This is a genomic window from Agrobacterium leguminum (assembly GCF_015704895.1).
Lineage (GTDB): Bacteria > Pseudomonadota > Alphaproteobacteria > Rhizobiales > Rhizobiaceae > Agrobacterium > Agrobacterium leguminum.
The window spans coordinates 160,941-183,144 of the sequence record NZ_JADQWB010000001.1 but is presented as its reverse complement, the minus strand read 5'-3'; the positions used below and the strand labels follow the sequence as shown (position 1 = coordinate 183,144).

Below are 22,204 nucleotides of genomic sequence, written 5' to 3'. Positions count from 1 at the left end.
TTTTTCCGCTTTTCTTCGAATCGCGAAAACACTCTAACTCTTTATTTTTGCGCATTTCCGGACGGAAAACCGGGATCCACTTTTCCTGGAAATGCTCTAGCGACGTCCAACAATACCATCGATTGGCATAATCTGCCAATATTACTCCAACGCCATGCCGAACCAGACGCTGCCCGGCGTTTCGTGGCTTTCGAGGCGTTTGAACCCGCGGGTTTCCCAGAAGCGCATGCCCGCATGGTTGCGTTCGCTGGCGCCGAGGTGGATGCCGTAGACGTTGTTCTGTCTCGCCATATCGAGCCAGCGCGACAGCAGCCGGGTGCCGCCGCCCTTGCCCTGCGTGCGCGGCAAGAGGTTCATGTGGATATGGGCCGGAAACGGATCGGTGAGCCAGGCGGGTGTGCGGCGCGGATGGTGGATGAACTGGGCGCGCCGCTGGTCGGCGTCCCATGTCTGCTGGTCGCCGCCGGGATCGGGGTAAAGGCTGCGCAGATGCGGCCACCATTCCCGCTCCAGCCGCTCTTCGTGCAGCGCCGTATCGAGAGCGCCGACGATATACCCGCACACACCCTCTTCATCCTCCGCCACGAAAACGGCATCGGGCCAGAGATGCAGATAGGGCACGGAATAAATATGCCCGACCATGCGGCCATCATTGTAAAGGGCGGTGGCGTCCTGTCCGGCATCGCCGGTGGCAAGGCTTATGGCGTAGAGCGCGTCTTCATCCTCGGCGCGGGCGGAACGGAAGGTCAGCATTGGCAGCCACCTTCCCTTGCCGCGCATCGATGCGCGAAAATGTCACGACAGATCAGAACACGCTTTACGCCATTGCTGTTTTTCAAATCCGAGACCCCTCCCGCCGGGACTGCAAAACCTTCATCCGCAAGCACCGGTCAAGATGCAGGCGGATAAAGAAGATCGATTATATAATTCGGATCGAAGCGGGAATCGAGCATGCCGTAAGTATGCCGCCAGCCGCCCGCAAGGCGGGTCTCGAGGAAGGCATCGGCGATCTTGCCGGCGCCGAGACGGCAAAGCTCGGCGGCAGCGGCCGCAAGCGCGAACTGCTCCACCAGCAGGCGGGCCGCTCCCTCGTCACGTTCGGCAAGGGCGATTGCGGCGCGCAGCACGTCGGTGGTCTTTTTGCCGGCTGCACCCAGATCACGCTCCAGCGTCTGGAAGACGAGATCGAACAGATCCTTGCCGCGCTGGAGAACCCGCAGCACATCCAGCGCCATGACGTTGCCGGAGCCTTCCCAGATGGCGTTGACGGGGGCTTCGCGGTAGTGGCGGGCGATCGGCCGCTCTTCCACGTAGCCGTTGCCGCCAAGGCACTCCATGGCCTCATAGATAAGCGCCGGCGCGATCTTGCAGCACCAGTATTTCACGATGGGCGTCATCACCCGCGCATAGGCAGCTTCGGCCGGATTGTTGCGCGCGGCGTCGAATGCGGTCGCCAGCCGGAAGGAGAGCGCAGTGGCCGCCGCCACATCCAGCGCCATGTCGGCGAGAACGCGCGTCATGATCGGTTGCGTGACCAGCATCTTGCCGAAAACAGAACGGCCGCGGGCATAGTGCACGGCTTCGGCAAGCGAGGCGCGCATCATGCCGGCGGAGGCAAGCGCGCAATCCAGCCGCGTCAGCGTCACCATGTCGAGAATGGTGCGGATGCCGCTGCCGGGATCGCCCAGCAGATAACCGAAAGCGTCGGTGAATTCGACTTCGGCGGATGCGTTGGAGCGGTTGCCGAGCTTGTCCTTGAGGCGCTGGAAATGCAGGCCGTTCTTCGAGCCATCCTCCAGATAACGCGGCACGAGGAAGCAGCCCATGCCGTCGCCCATCTGGGCGAGCATGACGAAACCGTCGCTCATCGGCGCGGAGAGGAACCACTTGTGACCGGACAGGCGATAGATGCCCTCGCCCACCCGCTCGGCCGTGGTGCGGTTGGCGCGCACATCCGTGCCGCCCTGTTTTTCCGTCATGCCCATGCCAATGGTGACGGCGGTTTTCTGCAGGGCCGGTTTCTGCGAGGAATCATATTTGCGCGAGAGAATCTTCGGCGCCCATTCCTTCTGCACGCGCGGCGAAGCCATGATGGCGGCAACGGAGGCGCTGGTCATGGTCAGCGGGCAAAGATGCCCGGCCTCAAGTTGCGAGGTCAGGTAGAATTTGGTGGCGCGGGCCTTGTGCTCATTGCCGCGCGTATCAGGAGAATTTTCCCAAACGCTGGAATGCAGGCCTGACAACATGGAACGGCGCATCAGCGCGTGCCAGGCGGGGTGGAATTCCACCTGATCCAGACGCTCGCCACGCGGGCCGTGGGTATGCAGCTGCGGCACGCCCTGATTGGCCATGCGCGCCAGTTCCTGCGCCTCATGCGACGTGACGTAGCGGCCGAGCTGGTCGAACTCATCCCTTAGATTGCGCGACAGTCCGGAAGTGAGGTCGACGATCAGCGGATCGGAACGATAGGCGTTGATACCGGACCAGAGGCTTGGCTGGTTCAGTTCGGCGAGCGTTTCTTCTGTCCGGGAATTCTGGGTCATCCGCTGCTTCTAGCTGTTTTGTACTGGCGTTGCATAGTGGGGTGATATTGCATAATTCCACCCGCAGGAAGCGATTGAGGCGATTAAACCGCCGCTTTCAGCATTTTTAGGGAATGTCCCTGATTTAGATATCCGGCCCGGCGAATGCCAAACACGTTTCCGGCAAGATCAACGACAGTCCCCAAAAAGCCGCGCAGAAGTTGCGGCAACAACCGGCGGGCATGCGGATAAACGCATTCTCCATAATCTGCGGCCTGACGTGGAACCTGCGGCAGGCTTTTTCGGTTGGCGACTTTGCTGAACGGCTGCACAGGGAGGAGACCATGGAGGCCAGCGTAAGAAAGCTCTTCGAGCGATATGAGCGATTTTTCAATAAGTCTCTCAAGGGTGACATGGATATGGAGGAGATCGCCTCCCTCTACGCCTCCGACTTCATCGCCGCCTCCCCCGCCGGGGTGATGACCGGAAAGAACGATGACCACTTGAAGCAGGTCATGATGAAGGGTTACGAGCGCTACCGGACGATCGGAACGAAGGAGATGCGGATACGCGACATCCGTATCTCGCCCATCGATGAACACCATTGCCTTGCCCATGTTGCCTGGACGGCGACCTTTGATCGCAAGCGGCAACCGGATGTCGCAATCGATTTCGATGTTCATTACTTCGTCCAGAGGCTGGATGGGGCGCCGAAAGTTTTCGGCTGGGCGTCAGGCGACGAACAGGCGCTTTTGAAGGAGCACGGCATCGTCTGATGCCTGCGCCTTCCATCGTCAGGCCGTTTGTCCTCGAGGGTTGGGGAAACATCGGCATGTTTTCATTTCAGGAGTTGCGAGCGCTTGCCCCGCGACCATGCAGTCTCTATAGAGCGCAGGACCGAATTCCGCCGCACTCCTGAGGCGTGTTCACAGCGAATGGGAGCGCGCGGATCAGCATTCGGGCGTTCCGGGCATTTTCACGGGAAAATGCGGCGCCCGTCAGGAGGCAAACCGCATGGTCTTCTTCCCCCATCGCCATCTCCTCGGCATCAAGGGGCTTTCCCATCAGGATATTACCCTGCTTCTCGACAAGGCCGACGAGGCGGTGAAAATCAGCCGCCAGCGCGAGAAAAAGACCTCGACGCTTCGGGGCCTGACGCAGATCAACCTGTTCTTCGAAGCCTCGACGCGCACGCAATCCTCCTTCGAACTTGCCGGAAAGCGTCTCGGCGCAGACGTGATGAACATGTCGGTCGGCAATTCCTCGGTGAAGAAGGGCGAAACGCTGATCGATACGGCGATGACGCTGAACGCCATGCGCCCGGATGTGCTGGTCGTGCGCCATTCCTCCGCCGGCGCCGCCGCGCTGCTGGCGCAAAAGGTCGCCTGCTCCGTCGTCAATGCCGGCGACGGCCAGCATGAGCACCCGACGCAGGCGCTGCTCGATGCGCTGACCATCCGCCGCGCCAAGGGCGAACTGTCCGGCATCACGGTGGCAATCTGCGGCGACGTGCTGCATTCGCGCGTTGCCCGCTCCAATATCATCCTGCTCAACCAGATGGGTGCGCGCGTTCGCGTCGTCGCGCCAGCCACGCTGCTGCCCTCCGGTATCCGCGACATGAGCGTCGAAGTCTTCCACGACATGAAGGAAGGGCTGAAGAACGCCGATGTGGTGATGATGCTGCGCCTGCAGCGCGAGCGCATGTCCGGCTCCTTCGTGCCTTCAGTGCGCGAATATTTCCATTATTACGGCCTCGATGCCGAAAAGCTGAAGGCGGCGAAGGAAGATGCGCTGGTCATGCATCCCGGCCCGATGAACCGCGGCGTGGAAATCGCCTCCGACGTGGCCGACGGTCCGCAGAGCGTGATCGAAAGCCAGGTCGAAATGGGGGTTGCCGTGCGCATGGCGGTCATGGAAACCCTGCTTGTCTCGCAAAATCAGGGTGAGCGCGTATGAGTGCCGTTACCGTTCTCAACAATCTCCGCATCGTCGATCCGTCCCGTGATCTCGACGAGACCGGCAGCATCGTTATCGGTGCCGACGGCACCATTCTCGCGGCCGGCAAGGACGCACATAATCAGGGCGCTCCCGAAGGGGCGACCGTTCGCCACTGCAAGGGTCTGCTGGCCGTTCCCGGTCTGGTGGACGCCCGTGTTTTCGTGGGTGAGCCGGGTGCCGAACACCGCGAAACCATCGAATCCGCCTCGCGCGCGGCAGCGGCCGGCGGTGTCACCAGCATCATCGTCATGCCCGATACCGATCCCGTCATCGATGACATCGCACTAGTCGAATATGTGAAGAAGACGGCACGCGACAAGGCGCTCGTCAATGTGCATCCCGCAGCAGCACTCACCAAGGGTCTGAACGGCGAGGAAATGACCGAATTCGGCATGTTGAAGGAAGCCGGCGCAGTCGCCTTCACCAATGGCCGCAAGGCGCTTTCCGATACGCTGGTGCTGCGCCGCGCCATGACCTATGCGCGCGAACTGGGCGCAGTGATCGCGCTCGAGACGCGCGACAAATATATCGGCGGCGGCGACATGAACGAGGGGCTTTTCGCAAGCTGGCTCGGGCTGTCGGGCGTTCCGAAGGAAGCCGAGATCATTCCGCTGGAGCGCGACCTGCGCATTGCCGGGCTGACACAGGCGATCTACCACGCCGCCAAGATTTCCGTGCCCGAATCGGCAGAAGCGATCCGCGTTGCGCGGCAGCGGGGCGTCAAAGCCACCTGCGGCATCTCGATCAACCATCTGACGCTCAACGAGAACGATATCGGCGAATACCGCACCTTCTTCAAGCTTTCGCCGCCGCTGCGCGCCGAAGACGACCGAAAGGCCATGGTGGAAGCACTGAAGGACGGCACGATCGACATTATTGTCTCCTCACACGACCCGCAGGATGTCGACACCAAACGCCTGCCGTTCTCGGATGCGGCGAGCGGCGCGGTCGGGCTCGAAACCCTGCTGGCGGCGGCGCTGCGCCTGCACCATAGCGGCGAAGTTCCGCTGATGCGGCTGATCGATGCGCTCTCCACCCGCCCGGCGAAGATTTTCGGACTGGATGCCGGAACGCTGAAGGTGGGCGCGAAGGCCGATATCACGCTGATCGACCTCGACGAGCCGTGGCTCGTGGCAAAGGAGCAGCTGGTCTCGAAATCCAAGAACACCCCGTTCGAGGATGCCCGTTTCAGCGGCCGCGCGGTTGCCACTTATGTGGCTGGCAAAGCCGTTCATTCCTTGGCATAAGATCACCAACACAGATCACGCGGCCAGCGCGACAGAGGGGACGTTTGAATGAGTGCTTTGACTGACTGGCAGACGGCGCCTGCCCTTCTCGCGCTTTCGGCGCTGATCGGCTATCTGTTCGGTTCCATCCCTTTCGGCCTCATTCTTACCCGCATGGCGGGGCTGGGCGACGTGCGCAAGATCGGCTCCGGCAATATCGGCGCGACCAATGTGCTGCGCACCGGCAACAAGAAGCTCGCCGCCGCAACCCTGCTGCTGGACGCGCTGAAGGGCACGGCGGCGGTGCTGGTCGCCAATGCGCTCTGGGGTTACGAAGCGTCGCTGGTCGCCGGTTTCTTCGCCTTCCTCGGCCACCTGTTTCCGGTGTGGCTCGGCTTCAAGGGCGGCAAGGGTGTGGCGACCTATATCGGCGTGCTCTTGGGTGCCGCACCGCTGATGATGCTGGCCTTTGCGCTCATCTGGCTCGCAACCGCCTTCATCACCCGTTATTCCTCGCTGTCGGCGCTTTTGGCCATGCTGGTCATTCCCGTGGCTCTCTGGGTGCTCGGACCTGAAAAGACGGCGTTGCTGGTCACGCTGTTGAGTGCGATTTCATGGTGGAAGCACCGCGAGAACATCGCGCGCCTGCTGGCGGGCACTGAAAGCAGGATCGGGCAAAAGGGCTGAGACCCATTTAAGGATATGCCATGCCGCATGAGGAAACGACACGGCAGGGCATAGAGCTTTCCGCGCGGCAACGGGTCGCGTGGCTGAGGCTCATCCGCAGCGACAATATCGGTCCCGTCACCTTCCGCGAACTCATCAATCATTTCGGCAGCGCCGAAAAGGCGCTCGACGCCCTGCCCGAGCTTTCAAGGCGCGGTGGCTCGTCGCGCAGCCCACGCATCGCCACGCATGCGGAGGCAGAAGGTGAGATCGAAACGGCCGAAAAATTCGGCGCGCGTTTCGTCGGCATCGGTGAGCCGGATTACCCACCTGCCCTGCGGCAGCTGGATGGCGCGCCGCCGCTGATCGCCATGAAAGGATCGGCAGCGACCGCGACAAGACCGAGCATCGGCATCGTCGGCTCCCGCAACGCCTCCATCAACGGCGCGAAATTCGCCGCCATGCTGGCGCGCGATTGCGGCCGCGCCGGCTATACGATCGCTTCGGGGCTGGCGCGCGGCATCGATGCGGCCGCACACCGGGCAAGCCTTGCGACGGGCACGGTCGCCATGCTGGCCGGCGGTCTCGACCGGCCTTATCCGCAGGAAAATTTCGGGCTCTTGCAGGAGATATACGATCAGGGCGGCGCGACGATCAGCGAAATGCCCTTTGGCTGGGAACCGCGCGCCCGCGATTTTCCCCGCCGCAACCGATTGATCGCCGGTGTCTCCCTCGGTGTCGTCATCGTCGAGGCAGCGGAACGCTCCGGTTCGCTGATAACGGCAAGGCTTGCCGGAGAAGCGGGGCGGCTCGTTTTCGCCGTACCCGGCTCCCCGCTCGATGCACGCTGCGAGGGCACCAACCGGCTGATCAAGGAAGGCGCGATGCTGACCACGGGCGCGGCCGATATTCTGGAAGCGCTGCGGCCGCTGATGGAGCCGCAATTGCCCTATGAACGCAAGATCGAGGAACCGAGATCCGACACCGAGATGTCACCACCAGGGGACGACGAGCGCAGCATCATCGCCGCCGCTCTCGGTCCCTCGCCCGTGGAAACGGACGATATCATCCGTCACACAGGTTTTTCCGCTGCAACCGTTCATCTGGTGCTGCTGGAGCTTGATATTGCCGGACGTCTAAACCGGCATGCCGGGGGGCGTGTGTCGCTCTTCATCGCGGATTGACAGCTTGCGCCGTCCGCTCTGGATATCGCCGACTTCGACATAGGCCATCTCGATCAGATAACACAGCATGTCGGCCCCCTCGCGGCTTGCGACCTGCCGCAGTTCCGCGAGCATCTGGCGAATGTAAGCCAAGTTCTCTCTGGTCCCTTCATTATCGGCATTATTGTTTGTTGCGTTGGGGACCATATATCTATCCTGCAAAATTTGCCTGAAACGAAGAGCAATAAGTCGATTCAAATGATGTTGCCCATCATAACCAATTTACCAAAGATTGCAATACAACAATAGATTATCCATAGGTTGCAATCACCTTGAAGCGATAAAATCGGCCTTGCCTCTTGACCCGCGCGCATTACCTGTCCATGTCGAAATATAAAGAAGGCGAATTGCGGCATTGCGCCGTGACCCGGCCACGTTAACGGACCAGTTCCAGAGAAAAACAATATGAATGTCGTCGTCGTAGAATCTCCTGCCAAAGCCAAGACGATCAACAAGTATCTTGGCTCGGGCTACAAGGTTCTTGCATCCTTTGGCCACGTCAGAGACCTTCCTGCCAAGGACGGATCGGTGCTGCCCGACCAGGATTTCGAAATGTCCTGGGAGGTCGACAGCGCATCCGCCAAGCGCATGAAGGATATTGCCGATGCGGTAAAATCCTCCGACGGCCTCATTCTCGCAACCGACCCGGATCGCGAAGGCGAGGCCATCTCCTGGCACGTTCTCGATCTTTTGAAGAAGAAGCGCGTCCTCGGCGACAAGCCGGTAAAACGCGTGGTCTTCAACGCCATCACCAAAAAGGCCGTGCTGGACGCCATGGCGAACCCGCGCGACATCGATGTGCCGCTGGTCGACGCCTATCTCGCCCGCCGCGCGCTGGATTATCTCGTCGGCTTCAATCTATCGCCCGTGCTGTGGCGCAAGCTGCCCGGCGCGCGTTCCGCCGGCCGCGTTCAGTCGGTTGCGCTGCGCCTCGTCTGCGACCGCGAATCCGAGATCGAGCGTTTCGTCTCCGAGGAATACTGGAACATCAGCGCGCTTCTGAAGACACCGCGCGGTGACGAGTTCGAAGCCAAGCTGGTTTCGGCCGATGGCAAGCGCCTGCAAAGCCGCTCGATCAAGACCGGAGACGATGCGAACCGGCTGAAGGCGCTGCTCGAAGGTGCGAGCTATGTGGTCGAAAGCGTCGAGGCGAAACCGGTCAAGCGCAATCCCGGCCCGCCCTTCACCACTTCGACGCTGCAGCAGGCGGCCTCCTCGCGCATGGGCTTTTCCGCCTCGCGCACCATGCAGGTGGCGCAGAAGCTTTACGAAGGCATCGACATCGGCGGCGAGACCGTCGGTCTGATCACCTATATGCGTACCGACGGCGTACAGATGGCCCCGGAAGCGATCGATGCCGCCCGCCGCGCCATTGGCGAGCAGTTCGGCGGCCGTTACGTGCCGGAAAAGGCGCGTTTCTATTCGACCAAGGCCAAGAACGCCCAGGAAGCGCACGAAGCTATCCGCCCGACCGATTTCAATCGCACGCCGGATCAGGTGAAGCGTTACCTCGATCCCGATCAGCTGCGTCTTTATGACCTGATCTGGAAGCGCGGCATAGCGAGCCAGATGGCCTCGGCGGAAATCGAGCGGACCACGGTGGAAATCCTTGCCAGCAATGGCGGCGAAAAGGCAGGCCTGCGCGCCGTCGGTTCGGTGATCCGCTTCGACGGTTTCATCGCCGCCTATACCGACCAGAAGGAAGATGGCGAACAGAGCGATGACGGTGACGACGAAGGCCGTCTGCCGCCGATCAACGAGCGCGAGAACCTCGCCAAGCAGAAGATCAACGCCAGCCAGCACTTCACCGAACCGCCGCCGCGTTATTCCGAAGCCTCGCTGATCAAGAAGATGGAAGAACTCGGCATCGGCCGTCCTTCCACCTATGCGGCGACGCTGAAGACGCTGAGCGACCGTGAATATATCGTCGTCGACAAGCGCAAGCTGATCCCGCATTCGCGCGGCCGGCTGGTGACGGCTTTCCTCGAAAGCTTCTTCACCAAGTACGTCGAATACGACTTCACCGCCGCGCTTGAAGAAAAGCTCGACCGGATTTCCGCCGGCGAACTGGACTGGAAGCAGGTTCTGCGCGATTTCTGGAAGGATTTCTTCGCCCAGATCGAAGACACCAAAGAACTGCGTGTCACCAACGTTCTGGATGCGCTGAACGAGGTTCTGGCGCCGCTGGTCTTCCCCAAGCGCGAGGATGGTTCCGATCCGCGCATCTGTCAGGTTTGCGGCACCGGCAATCTTTCGCTGAAGCTCGGCAAATACGGCGCTTTCGTCGGTTGCTCCAACTATCCGGAATGCAACTACACCCGCCAGTTGACCTCGGACGGTTCGGAAGCCGAAGCTGCCGCATCGAACGAGCCGAAGGCGCTGGGTGCCGATCCTATGACCGGCGAGGAGCTGACGCTGCGCTCCGGCCGTTTCGGGCCCTATATCCAGCGTGGCGACGGCAAGGAGGCCAAGCGCTCCTCGCTGCCCAAGGGCTGGAAGCCTGAAGATATCGACCACGAAAAGGCGCTGGCGCTCATCAACCTGCCGCGCGATATCGGCAAACATCCGGAAACCGGCAAGATGATTTCCGCCGGCCTCGGCCGCTACGGGCCGTTCCTGCTGCATGACGGTTCCTATGCGAACCTTGAAAGCATCGAGGACGTGTTCTCTATCGGCCTCAACCGCGCCGTGACCGTGATTGCCGAAAAGCAGAGCAAGGGACCGGGTCGCGGCCGCAGCGGCACGCCGGCGGCGCTGAAGGAGCTGGGCGACCACCCCGATGGCGGCTCGATCACCGTTCGTGATGGGCGTTACGGCGCTTACGTCAACTGGGGCAAGGTCAACGCCACCATTCCGAAGGGTCAGGACCCGGCTTCGGTGACGCTGGACGAGGCGCTGGTGCTGATTGCCGAGCGCATCGCCAAGACCGGCACCGGCGGCAAGCCTGCCAAGGGCAGGAAGACGGCTGCCAAGAAGGCCGATGGTGACGCCGCAGCTAAGCCGAAGGCGACCAAGGCCAAGGCGGCAACGAAGAGCAAGACGGCCGCCAAGCCGAAGGCAGCGGCCAAACCCAAGAAGGCAGCAGAGTGAGCAAAGCGCCGCGTCAGAGACAGGGTTCAGCCAGCGACGGTTTCGGACGCACCGGGCGCGGCAAGCGGGTCAGTGAAGGTGAAGGCATCATCCATGGCGAGGTGCCTCCCCGCGACGTGCTGCTGAAATTCATCGCCGACCATCCGCAACAGGCCTCCAAGCGGGAAATCGCCAAGGCTTTCGGGCTGAAAGGCGAGAACCGCGTCATTCTCAAAGCGCTGCTGAAAGAGCTTGAAGCCGACGGCATGGTGCAGAAGAGCCGCAAGTCGTTGACGCGGCCGGGCGGCCTGCCGCCGGTCACGGTTCTCGATATCACCACCCGCGACAAGGACGGCGAATTGATCGGCCGCCCGGCGGAATGGCCGGAGGATCAGGGCGCGGCACCGGCCGTGCTCATCCGCCAGTCATCGCAGGATCGCGGCAAGAAGGCCCCGGCGGCGGGTCTTGGCGACCGCATTCTGGCGAAAATCTTCCCCTCCAAGGAAAGCTCCGGCCCGGCCTATACGGCCCGCGTCGTCAAGCTGATCGACCGCCGCCAGAACGCGCTGCTCGGCGTGTTCAAGGAGACGGCCGGCGGCGGCGGACGGCTGATGCCGATCGACCGGCGCGGCGAAGAAATGGTCATCGACCCCGATGGCGTCGGCGATGCGAAAGACGGCGACCTGATCGAGGTGGAAACCTCGCGCAACAGCGGCCGTTACGGGCTGACGCGCGCCAAGGTCCTGTCGGTCATCGGCTCCGTTGCCTCGGAAAAGGCGATCTCGATGATCGCGATCCATTCCCACGGCATTCCGCATATCTTCCCCTCGAACGTTCTGGCCGAGGCGGATGCCGCCAAGGCGGCCAGCATGTCGCACCGCGAGGACTGGCGCGACCTGCCGCTTATCACCATCGATCCGGCCGACGCCAAGGACCATGACGATGCGGTCTATGCCGAGCCCGACACATCGCCCGACAATCCTGACGGTGTCATCGTCACCGTCGCCATTGCCGATGTCTCCTGGTATGTGCGTTCCGGCTCGCCGCTGGACCGCGAAGCGCTGAAACGCGGCAACTCCGTCTATTTCCCGGATCGCGTCGTGCCGATGCTGCCGGAGCGCATTTCCAACGATCTCTGCTCGCTGAAGGAAGGCGTCGATCGCCCTGCCCTTGCGGTGCGGATGATCTTTTCGAAGGAAGGCCGCAAGGCCGGCCACACCTTCCACCGCATCATGATGAAGAGCGCTGCCAAGCTCTCCTACCAGCAGGCTCAGGCGGCCATCGACGGACGGCCGGATGACAAGACCGGCCCGCTGCTGGAACCCATCCTGAAGCCGCTATGGCACGCCTATGCGGTGATGAAGCGTGGCCGCGACCGTCGCCAGCCGCTGGAACTCGATATGCCGGAACGCAAGATCCTGCTTCGGCCCGACGGTACGGTGGACAAGGTCGTCATTCCTGAACGCCTCGACGCGCATAAGCTGATCGAGGAAATGATGATCCAGGCGAATGTCGCCGCCGCCGAGACGCTGGAAAAGAAGAAGCAGCCGCTGGTCTATCGCGTCCATGATGCGCCCACGCTTTCCAAGCAGGAAGTGCTGCGCGAATTCCTCGGCACCATCGGCATTTCCATGGCCAAGGGTGCGGCCATGCGTGCCAATTCCTTCAACGGCATTCTGGCCCGCGCGCTCGATACGCCGCACCAGATCATGGTCAACGAGATGGTGCTGCGCAGCCAGAGCCAGGCGATCTACAGCCCGGAAAATATCGGCCATTTCGGCCTCAACCTGATGAAATATGCGCATTTCACCTCGCCGATCCGCCGTTATGCCGACCTCATCGTGCATCGCGCGCTGGTGGGGTCGCTTGGCCTCGGCGAAGGCGGCATCACACCGCAGGAAGAGGCGACACTGGACGATATCGCCGCCGAAATCTCGACCTTCGAGCGCCGCGCCATGGCTGCCGAACGCGACACCATCAACCGGCTGATCGCGCATCATCTCTCCGAACGGGTGGGCGAAGAATTCGAGGGCCGCGTTTCCGGTGTCACCAAGGCGGGACTTTTTGTCGCGCTTCCGCAATTTGGCGCGGACGGCTTTGTTCCTATATCTACACTCGGAACCGACTATTTCCTTTACGATGAGGCCCATCAGGCCCTGACAGGAGAGAAGACGGGCCTCGGATACCAGCTTGGCGACACGGTTCAGGTGCGGCTTGCAGAAGCGGTGCCTTTGGCAGGCGCGCTTCGTTTCGATATGCTGAGCCCGGGGCGCAAGATGCCGGTCGGCTCGCGGTCGTTCCACAAGGCAGGCCGGCGGACATCGCGTCCTGCCGCAAAGCCCGGGACGCGGCCGCCCAGAAGGCGACGATAACAAGGCCGCTTCAGGCGGTTGAAAAACGGGAGAAGGACTTAAGGATGAGTGCACATCAGGGCTCGGAAACAGTCACCTTCGGAGACGATAGCGCGGAACGGCCGCTTGGCCGCTCGATCATGCGGGGAATGGCCAATCGCTGTCCTGCGTGCGGCAGCGGACGCCTGTTCCGGGCCTTTCTGAAGCCGGTGGACGCCTGTGCCGCCTGCGGCGAAGAAATGCACCACCACCGGTCCGATGACCTGCCGCCTTATATTTCCATCGTCATCATCGGCCATATCGCTGTCGGCGGTTTCATGATGACCGATATGGTGTTTTCCGTTCCCATGTGGGTGCATTTCGCCATCTGGGTACCGATAACCATTCTCGCCGCGCTTTTGACGCTGCAACCCATCAAGGGCGGTGTCATTGGCCTGCAATGGGCGCTGAAGATGCACGGCTTCGACCGAAAACAGCAAAAAGCGCAGATCGACGGCTCATCGCACTGACGGCGGGCGGGACCTTGCAGGTGACTCAGCTTCCCCGGCGTGCCGAAACGGCGAGCGCGCCCATGCGGCCGCGCGACGCCGCCTCCATCATTCTGTTCGACCGCTCCGGCTCGCAGCTCAGGGTGCTGATGGGCCAGCGCAGCAGCGCCCATGTCTTCATGCCCGGCGCCTATGTGTTTCCCGGCGGCAAACGCGATCCGCGCGACCATGCGCTGCCCTTTTCGGGCGATCTGCATCCCGCCGTCCTCCACAGCCTCACCGCCTCCGCAGCGCGGCGGCTGAGCGCTGCCGGCGCGAGAGCTCTGGCGCTCGCCGCCGCGCGCGAGCTTTTTGAGGAAACCGGCGTGGATCTCGGCTTGAGCACCAGGGGTCCCGATCTTTCCCGTTTCCGATATGTGGCCCGCGCCATCACCCCACCCGGCAATGTGCGGCGCTACGACACACGATTCTTCTGCTGTTATGCCGACGAATTGCGGCTGGATACCCGGCTAACCCGTGATTCCGACGAGTTGCACAATGTGCAATGGCTTGACATGACAGACCTTTCCGGTCTGAACATGCCGAAAATCACGCGTACGGTTCTCGAAGATGTCACAAAACTCATGATAGGTGATCCCTCATTGCCCTTTGAAAGCCCCGCGCGGCTCTATGTCACGCGCCACGGCCGGTTCATTCGAGACTTTGTATAAAGGCCGTCATGTCACAAATGAAATGCGAAGAAGCGGACGCCATTCACTGGCCCTCACTGATCGCCGCCATTTCCGCCATCAGCGCGGTCGGTGTCGCCATCGGCCTTGGCCTTCCGCTCCTGTCGATCATCCTTGAGAAGCGCGGCATCTCTTCCACCATGATTGGGGTGAATTCGGCCATGGCCGGCGTCGCAGCGATGATGGCGGCCCCCGTGACCACCAAGATCGCCCATGATTTCGGCGTGGCGCGAACCATGCTGTTCGCGGTCGTCGTTTCGGCGCTGAGCGCGCTCGGTTTTTATTTCGCCGAAGCCTTCTGGATGTGGTTTCCGCTGCGAATCGTTTTCCACGGCGCCACCACCACGCTTTTCATTCTCTCCGAATACTGGATCAACATGACCGCGCCGCCCAGGAAGCGGGGCATGGTTCTCGGCATCTACGCCACCGGCCTTGCGGTCGGCTTCGCGGTCGGTCCGCTGCTGTTTTCCGTGGTCGGCAGCGAAGGCATATTGCCGTTTCTGGTCGGCGCGGCGATCATCCTGCTCGCCGCGATCCCGATCTTCATGGCGCGCGGCGAAAGCCCGGAGCTGGACGAGCGGCCCAACCACCATTTCGTCCGTTATGTCTGGCTGGTTCCCATGGCGTCCGCGGCTGCCTTCGTCTTCGGTTCGGTGCAGGCCGGCGGCCTTTCGCTGTTTCCGATCTATGCGACGCGGGAAGGCTTCAACGAATCGCAGGCAGCGCTTCTCCTTACCGTGATGGGCATCGGCAATATGGTCTTCCAGATACCGATCGGCCTGCTTTCGGACCGGATGAAGGACCGGAGGACGATGCTGGGGCTGATGGCCTTTGCCGGCGTCTGCGGCACGCTGGCGCTGCCTTTCCTGGTGGAAAGCTGGTTTCTGGTGGCGGCCCTGCTGCTGTTCTGGGGCGGGCTGGTCTCGGGCATGTATACTGTCGGCCTCACCCATCTCGGATCGCGCCTGAAAGGCGCCGATCTGGTCGCCGCCAATGCCGCCTTCATCTTCTGTTACGCCATGGGCACGATTGCGGGGCCGCAGGCCGTGGGCATTTCCATGGACCTTGCCGGAACCGACGGCTTTGCCTGGTCGCTGGCGGTATTTTTCGGGCTTTACGTGGTGCTTTATATCGTCCGTTTTGTTTTCCGGGCAAAACAGGCTTGACTTTTCAGGCGCGATACGTAGTTTCGCGCCAGATTTAGCCGAGGTGAGAAGCGCCTGCGGCTTCTCTTTTGTTTAAAGGCAGGACGACCATGGCGAAAGCTACAACAATCAAGATCAAGCTGCTGTCGACAGCCGACACCGGTACCTTCTACGTCACCACCAAGAACAGCCGTACGTTCACGGACAAGATGACGAAGACTAAGTACGACCCGGTTGTACGCAAGCACGTTGAATTCAAGGAAACCAAGATCAAGTAATTTCTTGATCGGGTCTCCGACAAAAGCGCGCCCAACGGGCGCGTTTTTTGTTTGTGCCGAAGGAAGAGGCTGCCACCAGCCTTGTCGCGCCCAGAGGCTTTGCAGGCGGCCAATAAGGCCCGCCTCCCCCGCTGCCCCGGAAATTGCCGCCGTTACTGGCAAAGCGCGCGAGCAGCCATGGGTAAGTCCGACCATATGGTCTGACGCCCACCCGCCGCCGCAATCATTCAGATGCTCGGAAGAAGTATCCCAAGGGCTACGGCCATCCGCCCCTGCCCCGTATCACGACCTCGCACATGACGTGAACGAAGACGACCGCACAAGCCGCTACGCTGCGACACGCACAAAACGAACAGGCAATTTCCGGGAAGAAGGCGGTCGGCCAACGATGCGATTACGGCACGAGGAACCGATTCGGACATCGTCAGCCGACCGACCCCACGATTCAGGAGATGCGGCGGACCTGAGCATCATGGGGCATTCAAACTACGCAATACCAGCCCCTGACGAGCGAAATCGCGACGGCTAAAGCCGCTATCATTCATCATCACAAGACGGATAAACCGCCGGAAGAACTGTTACTCTCAATAGGGAGTGTGCGCAGAAGTAAAATAAAAATCAACAAATTCTTAAGCCAGAGATACATCACCTGGGAAACATGGTTAAGTATACAAAGCTGGCACACTATAGTTGCCGGAGAGATTGAATTCAACGTATTTTTCAACTTGAACTCTATTTATATCGCTAATCTGCATCTTTTCATTGCAAAGCGATAAAATACATCCAAGGTCAATGGCTTGCAGTCTCGCGACGCCCGCCCCGTATCCCCGAATAACTATTTCGCCGGGATATGACGGAGAGATTGCGCAATATTCTTAGTCAATCCGCCGCTGACGCTCAGGCAGCGGCAGCAACAACGCGGTTGCGGCCGGCGTGTTTCGCCTCGTAGAGCGCCTTGTCCGCCTGCTTCAGGATTTCGTCCGGCGCGCCGAAGGCGCCGCTGCTGGTGGCGATGCCGAGGGAGGCGGTAATGCTCAATTCCCGGTCGATGGAACGAACATAAAAAGGCTTGTCCTCGACTATCGCCCGCAGGCGCTCGGCGACGCTTGCCGCAAGTTCCATCGGCGTATCGGGCATGACGACGACGAACTCCTCCCCGCCATAACGGCAGGCGAGATCCGCGCCGCGCACCGTGCTGCGAATGCGTGCTGCAAATTCCCGCAGCACCTCATCGCCGACATCGTGACCATAGGTATCGTTGACCAGCTTGAAGCGGTCGATATCGGTCATGCAGATGGAGATCGGACGGCCGCGAACGGCAGCACGGTCGAAGAGTATCTTCAGGTGGTTGTCGAGGTAACGGCGATTGTTGAGGCCGGTCAGCCCGTCGACAATGGCGAGTTCCATCGTGTGCTGGAGATTGAGCCGCAGATGCTCGTTGTAACGCTTGCGCCTGATCTGCGTCAGCGAGCGGGCGACGAGTTCGTTCGGATCGATCGGGCGGAGAATGTAATCATTCACGCCAAGATCGAGCGCCCGCGCCACCATATCGTCCGCCCCCTGCTCCGCCACTAGAAGCAGCGGCAGGAAACGGGTGCGTTCCAGTGAGCGAAGCTGCGAGCACAGCCTCAGCGGATCGTAATTCTCGAAATTGGAATTGACGATGACGAGCTCGAACGGATTGCCCGCAGCCTTGAGCAAGGCCGCCTGCGGCTCCGTGACGGCATCGACCTCGGCAACCGGCTTCAGCGCCCGCACGATACGTTCCTGCGAGCTGGCGCGGCCATCCGCAACAAGCACGCGACCGGGTGTCTGCATCAGGCCATCGCTGCGCAGCATTTCCTCGATGCCGATCTGCCGTGCGGTTTCGGCGCGCAGCCGCAATTCGTCGCTGACGGCCTTGAGGCGCACGAGGCTTTTGACACGGGCGATGAGCTGAAGGTCATTGACCGGCTTGGTGAGAAAATCGTCGGCGCCGGCCTTGAGGCCGCGCACGCGGTCTGACGGCTGATCGAGTGCCGTGACCATCACCACCGGAATATGTGCGGTATTCGGATTGGCCTTCAGCCTTTCGCAGACCTCGAAACCATCCATGCCCGGCATCATGATATCGAGCAGGATGATATCGACCTGCTCTTCGTCGCAGATCGCCAGCGCCTTGAAACCATCCTCGGCGGTGACGACATCGAAATATTCCGCCAGAAGACGGGCTTCGAGAAGCTTCACATTGGCCGGAATATCGTCAACAACCAGAACTCTCGCCGTCATAACCGTTCCCCAGTCGCCTCACGCATCGCCCAGATAAGTCTTGATGACTTCGATGAACTTCGGAACGGAAATCGGCTTCGACACATAGGCCTCGCATCCGCCCTGACGAATGCGTTCCTCGTCGCCCTTCATGGCGAAAGCCGTGACCGCGATGACCGGAATGACATGCAGCTCGTCATCTTCCTTCAGCCACTTCGTCACCTCCAGCCCCGAGACTTCCGGAAGCTGGATATCCATGAGGATGAGGTCCGGGCGGTGCTTGCGGGCGAGATCGAGCGCTTCCATGCCGTTGCGCGTCTGGATGGTCGTATAACCGGACGCCTCTATCAGGTCGCGAAAGAGCTTCATGTTCAGCTCGTTGTCTTCGACTATCATGACCTGCTTGGGCATGGTGAGCAGTCCCCGTTTCGCTTTGAAACCTTCATCCAGACATATAAGTTGCCAGAGAACCGATTCCATCGTCCATTTGTTGCGCAAGGCTAGAGGGATTTGGTTTCAAAATAGGTAACTTCGGGGAAGAAATGCTGCGCGATACGAAAAACAAAGGCAATGCCGGCCAGGATCCGCAAGAAACGGCAGCCGCCATACTTGGCTGGCTGGCAAACGAACCGGAAATGCTGGCGCGTTTTCTGGCGCTGAGCGGGTTGCAGGCCAATATGCTGCGCCAGGCCGTCAACGATCCCGGCTTTCTTGCGGGCCTCACCGATTTTCTGATGAGCCATGAACCGGACCTGATGGCGTTTTGCGCCGCGACCGATACTTCCCCCGAAACAGTGGCGGCCGCCTGGCATCACTTTTCCGGGCCGGGGCTGGATTCAGGCGTGTATTGACGGGTCGCCAGCCGGAAGCGGTCAGCGTTTCAGCAATGTGCGGGCATAGGATTCCAGCACCGCATTCATGCGCGTCTGGTATCCCTTGCCGGTGGATTTATAAGCCTCGACGACGGACTTCTTGACCCTCAGCGTGATCTGCTGCGTCCCTTCCGGCTCCACGAGTTTTGCGTTCGCCCAGAAGCGCTCATCCAGTTCGGGTATATCGCTGTAGTCAATCTTCTCGTCAGGCAAGGCTGCCAGCTCTTCAAGACTCAGTTCTTTTTCGTATTTCTTCGTCATAACGTTTCCTTTCGCGGCGGTTTGCCGGCCGGGCGGAGATGATGCGGGTTTTACCGGCACGATCGGTATGGATGACCGCCAGAAATACTATTCCTTCGATCTGCCCTATGCTGTGATAGCGCGTCTCTCCATAGCCCCCGCGCTCATCGACCCATGAAAGAACCGCACCCTCGAAGATTCGAATCGCCGCCTGAAATCCGACGCCATGCTTTCGGATGTTGGACCTGTTTTTCTCTTCATCCCATTCGAACATGCGTAAAAAATCATCTACAATTGTAACTACAAATATGGGTGAAGATCAAATATTTCTCTACGATATGCAAGTTTTCCCATGTGCCGGGGTTTTCAGATCCGGGCTTTGTCGCAAACGCCCCTTGAGCCGTTGTCACGGCCGGAGTATGGTCAGCAACGTTCTGGTTTTGTTTTCAGCCCATGTCCACGTCGCAACCCTATGATCCCGGTTTTTGCCGCGACTGTCTGGCCGGCCAGCCAGAGGGGCTGAGGCGTTGCCGCGCCTGTGGCAGCCCGCGCCTTGTTTATCATGCCGAACTCTACGATCTGAGCATCGCCCATATCGACTGCGACGCCTTTTATGCCTCCGTTGAAAAACGGGACAATCCGGAACTGGCCGACAAGCCTGTGATCGTTGGCGGCGGCAAGCGTGGGGTGGTTTCCACCGCCTGTTATATCGCCCGCATTCACGGCGTGCGTTCCGCCATGCCCATGTTCAAGGCGCTGGAAGCCTGTCCCGACGCCATCGTCATCAAGCCGGATATGGAAAAATACAGCCGTGTCGGACGCGAAATCCGGGCGATGATGCAGGAATTGACGCCGCTCGTGCAGCCGCTTTCCATAGACGAGGCGTTTCTCGATCTTTCCGGCACCGAAAAGCTGCATCACGATCCACCGGCCCGTGTGCTGGCGAAATTCGCCCGGCGCGTGGAAAAGGAAGTGGGCGTGACCGTTTCCGCCGGGCTTTCCTATTGCAAATTTCTCGCCAAGGTCGCGTCCGACCTGCAAAAGCCGCGCGGCTTTTCGGTGATCGGCGAAACGGAGGCGCTGTCCTTTCTGGCGACACGGCCGGTCACCACCATCTGGGGCGTGGGCAAGGCCTTTGCGGCGACGCTGGAGGCGGACGGTATCCGCATGATCGCGCAGTTGCAGGAAATGGAGGAAAGCGAACTGATGCGCCGCTATGGCGTGATGGGGCAACGCCTCTTCCGGCTCTCGCGCGGCATTGACGAGCGGCATGTGCACAATAACGACCCCGTCAAAAGCGTCTCTTCCGAAACCACCTTCTTCAACGATATTTCCCGCCATGAGGATCTGGTGCCGATGCTGCGCTCGCTTTCCGAAAAGGTTGCCTGGCGGCTGAAAAAGAGCGGCATTGCCGGCCAGACGGTGGTGCTGAAGATGAAGACGGCAGACTTCAAGCTCCGCACCCGCAACCGCAAGCTGGACGACCCCACGCAGCTTGCCGACCGGATTTTCCGCACCGGCCTTTCGCTGCTGGAAAAGGAAACGGACGGCACCAGGTTTCGCCTCATCGGCATCGGCGTCAGCGATCTGCGCGATGCGGGTCTCGCCGATCCGCCAGATCTCGTCGACAAACAGGCGGGGCGCCGGGCTGCGGCAGAAGCGGCGATGGACAAGCTGCGCGACAAGTTCGGCAAGGGCAGCGTCGAGACCGGCTATACGTTCGGAACGCGCAAATAACAGTTGCGGGATTGTGTGACAGGTCGCGCAATCCTGTCCTGGCCGCCTCGCGACTGATATATTTTAGATTTTACACAAATTAGTGATGTTGCGAATGAGCAGTCCTTAAACTTCATTAAACTTCGCATGATTGAGTGAGGCAAGTTTTGTACATGTGGTGTATTGCGTCATGTCCCTCCGCCTCCGTCTTATGGCTGGCATGCTGTCGGCCAGCATTCTTGCCTTTCCGGCGCTTGCCGCTGACAGCAGGTCCCTGCAGATACTGGTATCGAAAAGCGACCAGTCGCTCGCGCTTTATGATAACGGCGAAATCGTCGCCACCTCGAAAGTCTCCACCGGCAAGGCCGGGCATGAGACACCGAGCGGCATCTTCTCGATTCTGGAAAAGCGCAAATACCACGAGTCGAATATCTACTCGGCCGCGCCCATGCCCTTCATGCAGCGGCTGACATGGTCCGGCATCGCGCTACACGAAGGCAAGGTGCCGAACTATCCGGCCTCGCATGGCTGCGTGCGCCTGCCGTCCAAATTCGCGAAGTCTCTCTTCGGAGATACCCGGACCGGCGTGCATGTCATCATCACCGACCGGCCGGTCTCGCTGCGCTTTGTGCAGCATCCGGCGCTGTTTCAGCCGCGTGACGATGTCGATGACGGCAAGCTGCTTCTTTCGGACGTGGAATTGCGCCCGGCGACCTTCGATGCGGCCTTGGGAACGGTCGAGGTTGCCGTCAATGAAAAGACCCAGGCCCTCAAGCCGGTGGCGAAGACCAGGGAGCCCTCGCCCCTGCGCATTCTCATCACCCGGCGTGGCGAGCGGGAAAAGGTGATGGATATTCAGACCGTGCTGACCCGCCTCGGCTTCGATGCCGGTTCAGCCGATGGTTATGCCGGGGAAATGACGATCAGCGCCATCAATGGTTTCAAGCGCTGGAAGGGGCTGAAAACGACCGGCCCGCTTCTGACCGATGCTTTCGTGAAGGCGCTTTATGCCTCCGCCGGTGAAGACCACCCGCCGACCGGCCAGATCATGGTGCGACAGGATTTCAAGCCGCTGTTCGAGGCCGCCATCGACATCAAGGACCCGGAAGTCGCGCTCGGAACCCATTTCTTCGAAGCCGTGTCCGTGGATCGCGCCGCCGGAACCGCCGAATGGAACGGCGTGACGCTGGAAAACCATCTGCCGGCGGCGGCCCGCAAGCGGCTCGGCATCTCCGTTACCGAAGCGCCGGGCGGTTTCGATCAATTGAGCGCCGTGCTCGGCCGCCTCGAAATTCCCACGGAAATACGCAGCCGGATCGAGCAGGAGCTTTCAAGCGGCAGCTCGATTACCGTTTCCGATATCAGTCACCAGCTGGAGACAGGCACTGGAACGGACTTCATTACCGTGACCAAAGAAGGGCCGGTATGAGCGACG

The 22,204-nt window shown here is 60.6% G+C and carries 21 protein-coding genes; 14 read left to right on the top strand and 7 right to left on the bottom strand.

From position 1 onward, the window contains the following. Window positions 1-141: 141 nt before the first annotated feature. Both I3J13_RS00910 and I3J13_RS00905 read right to left on the bottom strand, forming a co-directional pair. Complete coding sequence (locus I3J13_RS00910) at window positions 142-753, bottom strand: GNAT family N-acetyltransferase (RefSeq protein ID WP_196377730.1); 612 nt, start codon at window positions 751-753, stop codon at window positions 142-144. 137 nt (window positions 754-890) lie between these two features. After that, window positions 891-2,543 (bottom strand): acyl-CoA dehydrogenase family protein, encoded by a 1,653-nt coding sequence (locus tag I3J13_RS00905; RefSeq protein ID WP_142844892.1) that lies wholly within the window; start codon window positions 2,541-2,543, stop codon window positions 891-893. Window positions 2,544-2,866: 323 nt separating this feature from the next. On the opposite strand from I3J13_RS00905, the gene I3J13_RS00900 reads away from it, so the two are divergent. From I3J13_RS00900 to dprA, 5 genes are all read left to right on the top strand, one after another. Beyond that, window positions 2,867-3,298 (top strand): DUF6841 family protein, encoded by a 432-nt coding sequence (locus tag I3J13_RS00900; RefSeq protein ID WP_196377729.1) that lies wholly within the window; start codon window positions 2,867-2,869, stop codon window positions 3,296-3,298. A 238-nt stretch (window positions 3,299-3,536) separates the two neighbouring features. After that, window positions 3,537-4,478 carry an aspartate carbamoyltransferase catalytic subunit gene (locus I3J13_RS00895; protein ID WP_003521487.1) on the top strand — a complete coding sequence of 314 codons (942 nt, stop codon included), beginning with the start codon at window positions 3,537-3,539 and terminating at the stop codon, window positions 4,476-4,478. Beyond that, complete coding sequence (locus tag I3J13_RS00890) at window positions 4,475-5,767, top strand: dihydroorotase (RefSeq protein WP_196377728.1); 1,293 nt, start codon at window positions 4,475-4,477, stop codon at window positions 5,765-5,767. Before I3J13_RS00895 ends, I3J13_RS00890 begins: the two co-directional genes overlap by 4 nt. A 48-nt stretch (window positions 5,768-5,815) precedes the next feature. Continuing rightward, window positions 5,816-6,433, top strand: coding sequence for a glycerol-3-phosphate 1-O-acyltransferase PlsY (gene plsY, locus I3J13_RS00885; RefSeq protein ID WP_020808929.1), 618 nt, complete (start codon window positions 5,816-5,818; stop codon window positions 6,431-6,433). 20 nt (window positions 6,434-6,453) lie between these two features. Continuing rightward, complete coding sequence (gene dprA / locus I3J13_RS00880) at window positions 6,454-7,596, top strand: DNA-processing protein DprA (RefSeq protein WP_196377727.1); 1,143 nt, start codon at window positions 6,454-6,456, stop codon at window positions 7,594-7,596. Here dprA and I3J13_RS00875 read toward each other — a convergent pair. After that, window positions 7,549-7,782 (bottom strand): hypothetical protein, encoded by a 234-nt coding sequence (locus tag I3J13_RS00875; RefSeq protein ID WP_003521491.1) that lies wholly within the window; start codon window positions 7,780-7,782, stop codon window positions 7,549-7,551. The genes dprA and I3J13_RS00875 overlap by 48 nt on opposite strands. Before the next feature lie 258 nt (window positions 7,783-8,040). Here I3J13_RS00875 and topA point away from each other — a divergent pair, with 258 nt between their 5' ends. From topA to rpmG, 6 genes are all read left to right on the top strand, one after another. Continuing rightward, a complete protein-coding gene (topA, locus tag I3J13_RS00870; protein ID WP_196377726.1) occupies window positions 8,041-10,725 on the top strand; it encodes a type I DNA topoisomerase in 2,685 nt (894 codons plus the stop codon). Next, window positions 10,722-13,076, top strand: a complete 2,355-nt coding sequence (gene rnr / locus I3J13_RS00865; protein WP_196377725.1) for a ribonuclease R — start codon at window positions 10,722-10,724, stop codon at window positions 13,074-13,076. Before topA ends, rnr begins: the two co-directional genes overlap by 4 nt. A gap of 44 nt (window positions 13,077-13,120) precedes the next feature. Further along, window positions 13,121-13,564, top strand: coding sequence for a DUF983 domain-containing protein (locus tag I3J13_RS00860; RefSeq protein WP_059752697.1), 444 nt, complete (start codon window positions 13,121-13,123; stop codon window positions 13,562-13,564). 62 nt (window positions 13,565-13,626) lie between these two features. Then, entirely contained in the window at window positions 13,627-14,253 is a 627-nt protein-coding gene (locus I3J13_RS00855) for an NUDIX hydrolase (RefSeq protein WP_003521495.1), read from the top strand. A 17-nt stretch (window positions 14,254-14,270) separates the two neighbouring features. Beyond that, window positions 14,271-15,437: an MFS transporter gene (locus I3J13_RS00850; RefSeq protein WP_196377963.1), complete on the top strand. Its 1,167-nt coding sequence runs from the start codon at window positions 14,271-14,273 to the stop codon at window positions 15,435-15,437. Window positions 15,438-15,526: 89 nt separating this feature from the next. Next, window positions 15,527-15,694: a 50S ribosomal protein L33 gene (rpmG, locus tag I3J13_RS00845; protein ID WP_003496403.1), complete on the top strand. Its 168-nt coding sequence runs from the start codon at window positions 15,527-15,529 to the stop codon at window positions 15,692-15,694. 897 nt (window positions 15,695-16,591) lie between these two features. Here the strand turns inward: rpmG and I3J13_RS00840 are convergent. Continuing rightward, complete coding sequence (locus I3J13_RS00840) at window positions 16,592-17,962, bottom strand: PleD family two-component system response regulator (RefSeq protein WP_020810655.1); 1,371 nt, start codon at window positions 17,960-17,962, stop codon at window positions 16,592-16,594. A gap of 18 nt (window positions 17,963-17,980) precedes the next feature. Continuing rightward, window positions 17,981-18,352, bottom strand: a complete 372-nt coding sequence (locus I3J13_RS00835) for a response regulator (protein ID WP_003521498.1) — start codon at window positions 18,350-18,352, stop codon at window positions 17,981-17,983. A 131-nt stretch (window positions 18,353-18,483) separates the two neighbouring features. Between I3J13_RS00835 and I3J13_RS00830 the strand changes: the two genes are divergently transcribed. Further along, window positions 18,484-18,792: a DUF3572 domain-containing protein gene (locus I3J13_RS00830; RefSeq protein WP_003521499.1), complete on the top strand. Its 309-nt coding sequence runs from the start codon at window positions 18,484-18,486 to the stop codon at window positions 18,790-18,792. A gap of 21 nt (window positions 18,793-18,813) precedes the next feature. Here the strand turns inward: I3J13_RS00830 and I3J13_RS00825 are convergent, their stop codons facing one another. Together I3J13_RS00825 and I3J13_RS00820 are read right to left on the bottom strand one after the other, a co-directional pair. After that, on the bottom strand, window positions 18,814-19,074 hold the full coding sequence (locus tag I3J13_RS00825; RefSeq protein WP_003502419.1) for a BrnA antitoxin family protein: 261 nt from the start codon (window positions 19,072-19,074) through the stop codon (window positions 18,814-18,816). Continuing rightward, a complete protein-coding gene (locus I3J13_RS00820) occupies window positions 19,040-19,327 on the bottom strand; it encodes a BrnT family toxin (RefSeq protein ID WP_196377724.1) in 288 nt (95 codons plus the stop codon). The genes I3J13_RS00825 and I3J13_RS00820 overlap by 35 nt, the downstream gene beginning before the upstream one ends. A 179-nt stretch (window positions 19,328-19,506) precedes the next feature. On the opposite strand from I3J13_RS00820, the gene I3J13_RS00815 reads away from it, so the two are divergent. Beyond that, window positions 19,507-20,790 (top strand): DNA polymerase IV, encoded by a 1,284-nt coding sequence (locus I3J13_RS00815; protein WP_196377723.1) that lies wholly within the window; start codon window positions 19,507-19,509, stop codon window positions 20,788-20,790. Window positions 20,791-20,959: 169 nt separating this feature from the next. Beyond that, window positions 20,960-22,198 carry a L,D-transpeptidase family protein gene (locus tag I3J13_RS00810; protein WP_196377722.1) on the top strand — a complete coding sequence of 413 codons (1,239 nt, stop codon included), beginning with the start codon at window positions 20,960-20,962 and terminating at the stop codon, window positions 22,196-22,198. The last annotated feature ends 6 nt before the right edge of the window (window positions 22,199-22,204 follow it).

What these genes read in the sequence shown, in the direction of transcription:
- I3J13_RS00910 (WP_196377730.1), bottom strand. Translation starts at nt 753, where the DNA reads ATGCTGACCTTCCGTTCCGCCCGCGCCGAGGATGAAGACGCGCTCTAC.
- I3J13_RS00905 (WP_142844892.1), bottom strand. Translation starts at nt 2,543, where the DNA reads ATGACCCAGAATTCCCGGACAGAAGAAACGCTCGCCGAACTGAACCAG.
- I3J13_RS00900 (WP_196377729.1), top strand. Translation starts at nt 2,867, where the DNA reads ATGGAGGCCAGCGTAAGAAAGCTCTTCGAGCGATATGAGCGATTTTTC.
- I3J13_RS00895 (WP_003521487.1), top strand. Translation starts at nt 3,537, where the DNA reads ATGGTCTTCTTCCCCCATCGCCATCTCCTCGGCATCAAGGGGCTTTCC.
- I3J13_RS00890 (WP_196377728.1), top strand. Translation starts at nt 4,475, where the DNA reads ATGAGTGCCGTTACCGTTCTCAACAATCTCCGCATCGTCGATCCGTCC.
- plsY (WP_020808929.1), top strand. Translation starts at nt 5,816, where the DNA reads ATGAGTGCTTTGACTGACTGGCAGACGGCGCCTGCCCTTCTCGCGCTT.
- dprA (WP_196377727.1), top strand. Translation starts at nt 6,454, where the DNA reads ATGCCGCATGAGGAAACGACACGGCAGGGCATAGAGCTTTCCGCGCGG.
- I3J13_RS00875 (WP_003521491.1), bottom strand. Translation starts at nt 7,782, where the DNA reads ATGGTCCCCAACGCAACAAACAATAATGCCGATAATGAAGGGACCAGA.
- topA (WP_196377726.1), top strand. Translation starts at nt 8,041, where the DNA reads ATGAATGTCGTCGTCGTAGAATCTCCTGCCAAAGCCAAGACGATCAAC.
- I3J13_RS00860 (WP_059752697.1), top strand. Translation starts at nt 13,121, where the DNA reads ATGAGTGCACATCAGGGCTCGGAAACAGTCACCTTCGGAGACGATAGC.
- I3J13_RS00855 (WP_003521495.1), top strand. Translation starts at nt 13,627, where the DNA reads ATGCGGCCGCGCGACGCCGCCTCCATCATTCTGTTCGACCGCTCCGGC.
- I3J13_RS00850 (WP_196377963.1), top strand. Translation starts at nt 14,271, where the DNA reads ATGAAATGCGAAGAAGCGGACGCCATTCACTGGCCCTCACTGATCGCC.
- rpmG (WP_003496403.1), top strand. Translation starts at nt 15,527, where the DNA reads ATGGCGAAAGCTACAACAATCAAGATCAAGCTGCTGTCGACAGCCGAC.
- I3J13_RS00840 (WP_020810655.1), bottom strand. Translation starts at nt 17,962, where the DNA reads ATGACGGCGAGAGTTCTGGTTGTTGACGATATTCCGGCCAATGTGAAG.
- I3J13_RS00835 (WP_003521498.1), bottom strand. Translation starts at nt 18,352, where the DNA reads ATGCCCAAGCAGGTCATGATAGTCGAAGACAACGAGCTGAACATGAAG.
- I3J13_RS00830 (WP_003521499.1), top strand. Translation starts at nt 18,484, where the DNA reads ATGCTGCGCGATACGAAAAACAAAGGCAATGCCGGCCAGGATCCGCAA.
- I3J13_RS00825 (WP_003502419.1), bottom strand. Translation starts at nt 19,074, where the DNA reads ATGACGAAGAAATACGAAAAAGAACTGAGTCTTGAAGAGCTGGCAGCC.
- I3J13_RS00820 (WP_196377724.1), bottom strand. Translation starts at nt 19,327, where the DNA reads ATGTTCGAATGGGATGAAGAGAAAAACAGGTCCAACATCCGAAAGCAT.
- I3J13_RS00815 (WP_196377723.1), top strand. Translation starts at nt 19,507, where the DNA reads ATGTCCACGTCGCAACCCTATGATCCCGGTTTTTGCCGCGACTGTCTG.
- I3J13_RS00810 (WP_196377722.1), top strand. Translation starts at nt 20,960, where the DNA reads ATGTCCCTCCGCCTCCGTCTTATGGCTGGCATGCTGTCGGCCAGCATT.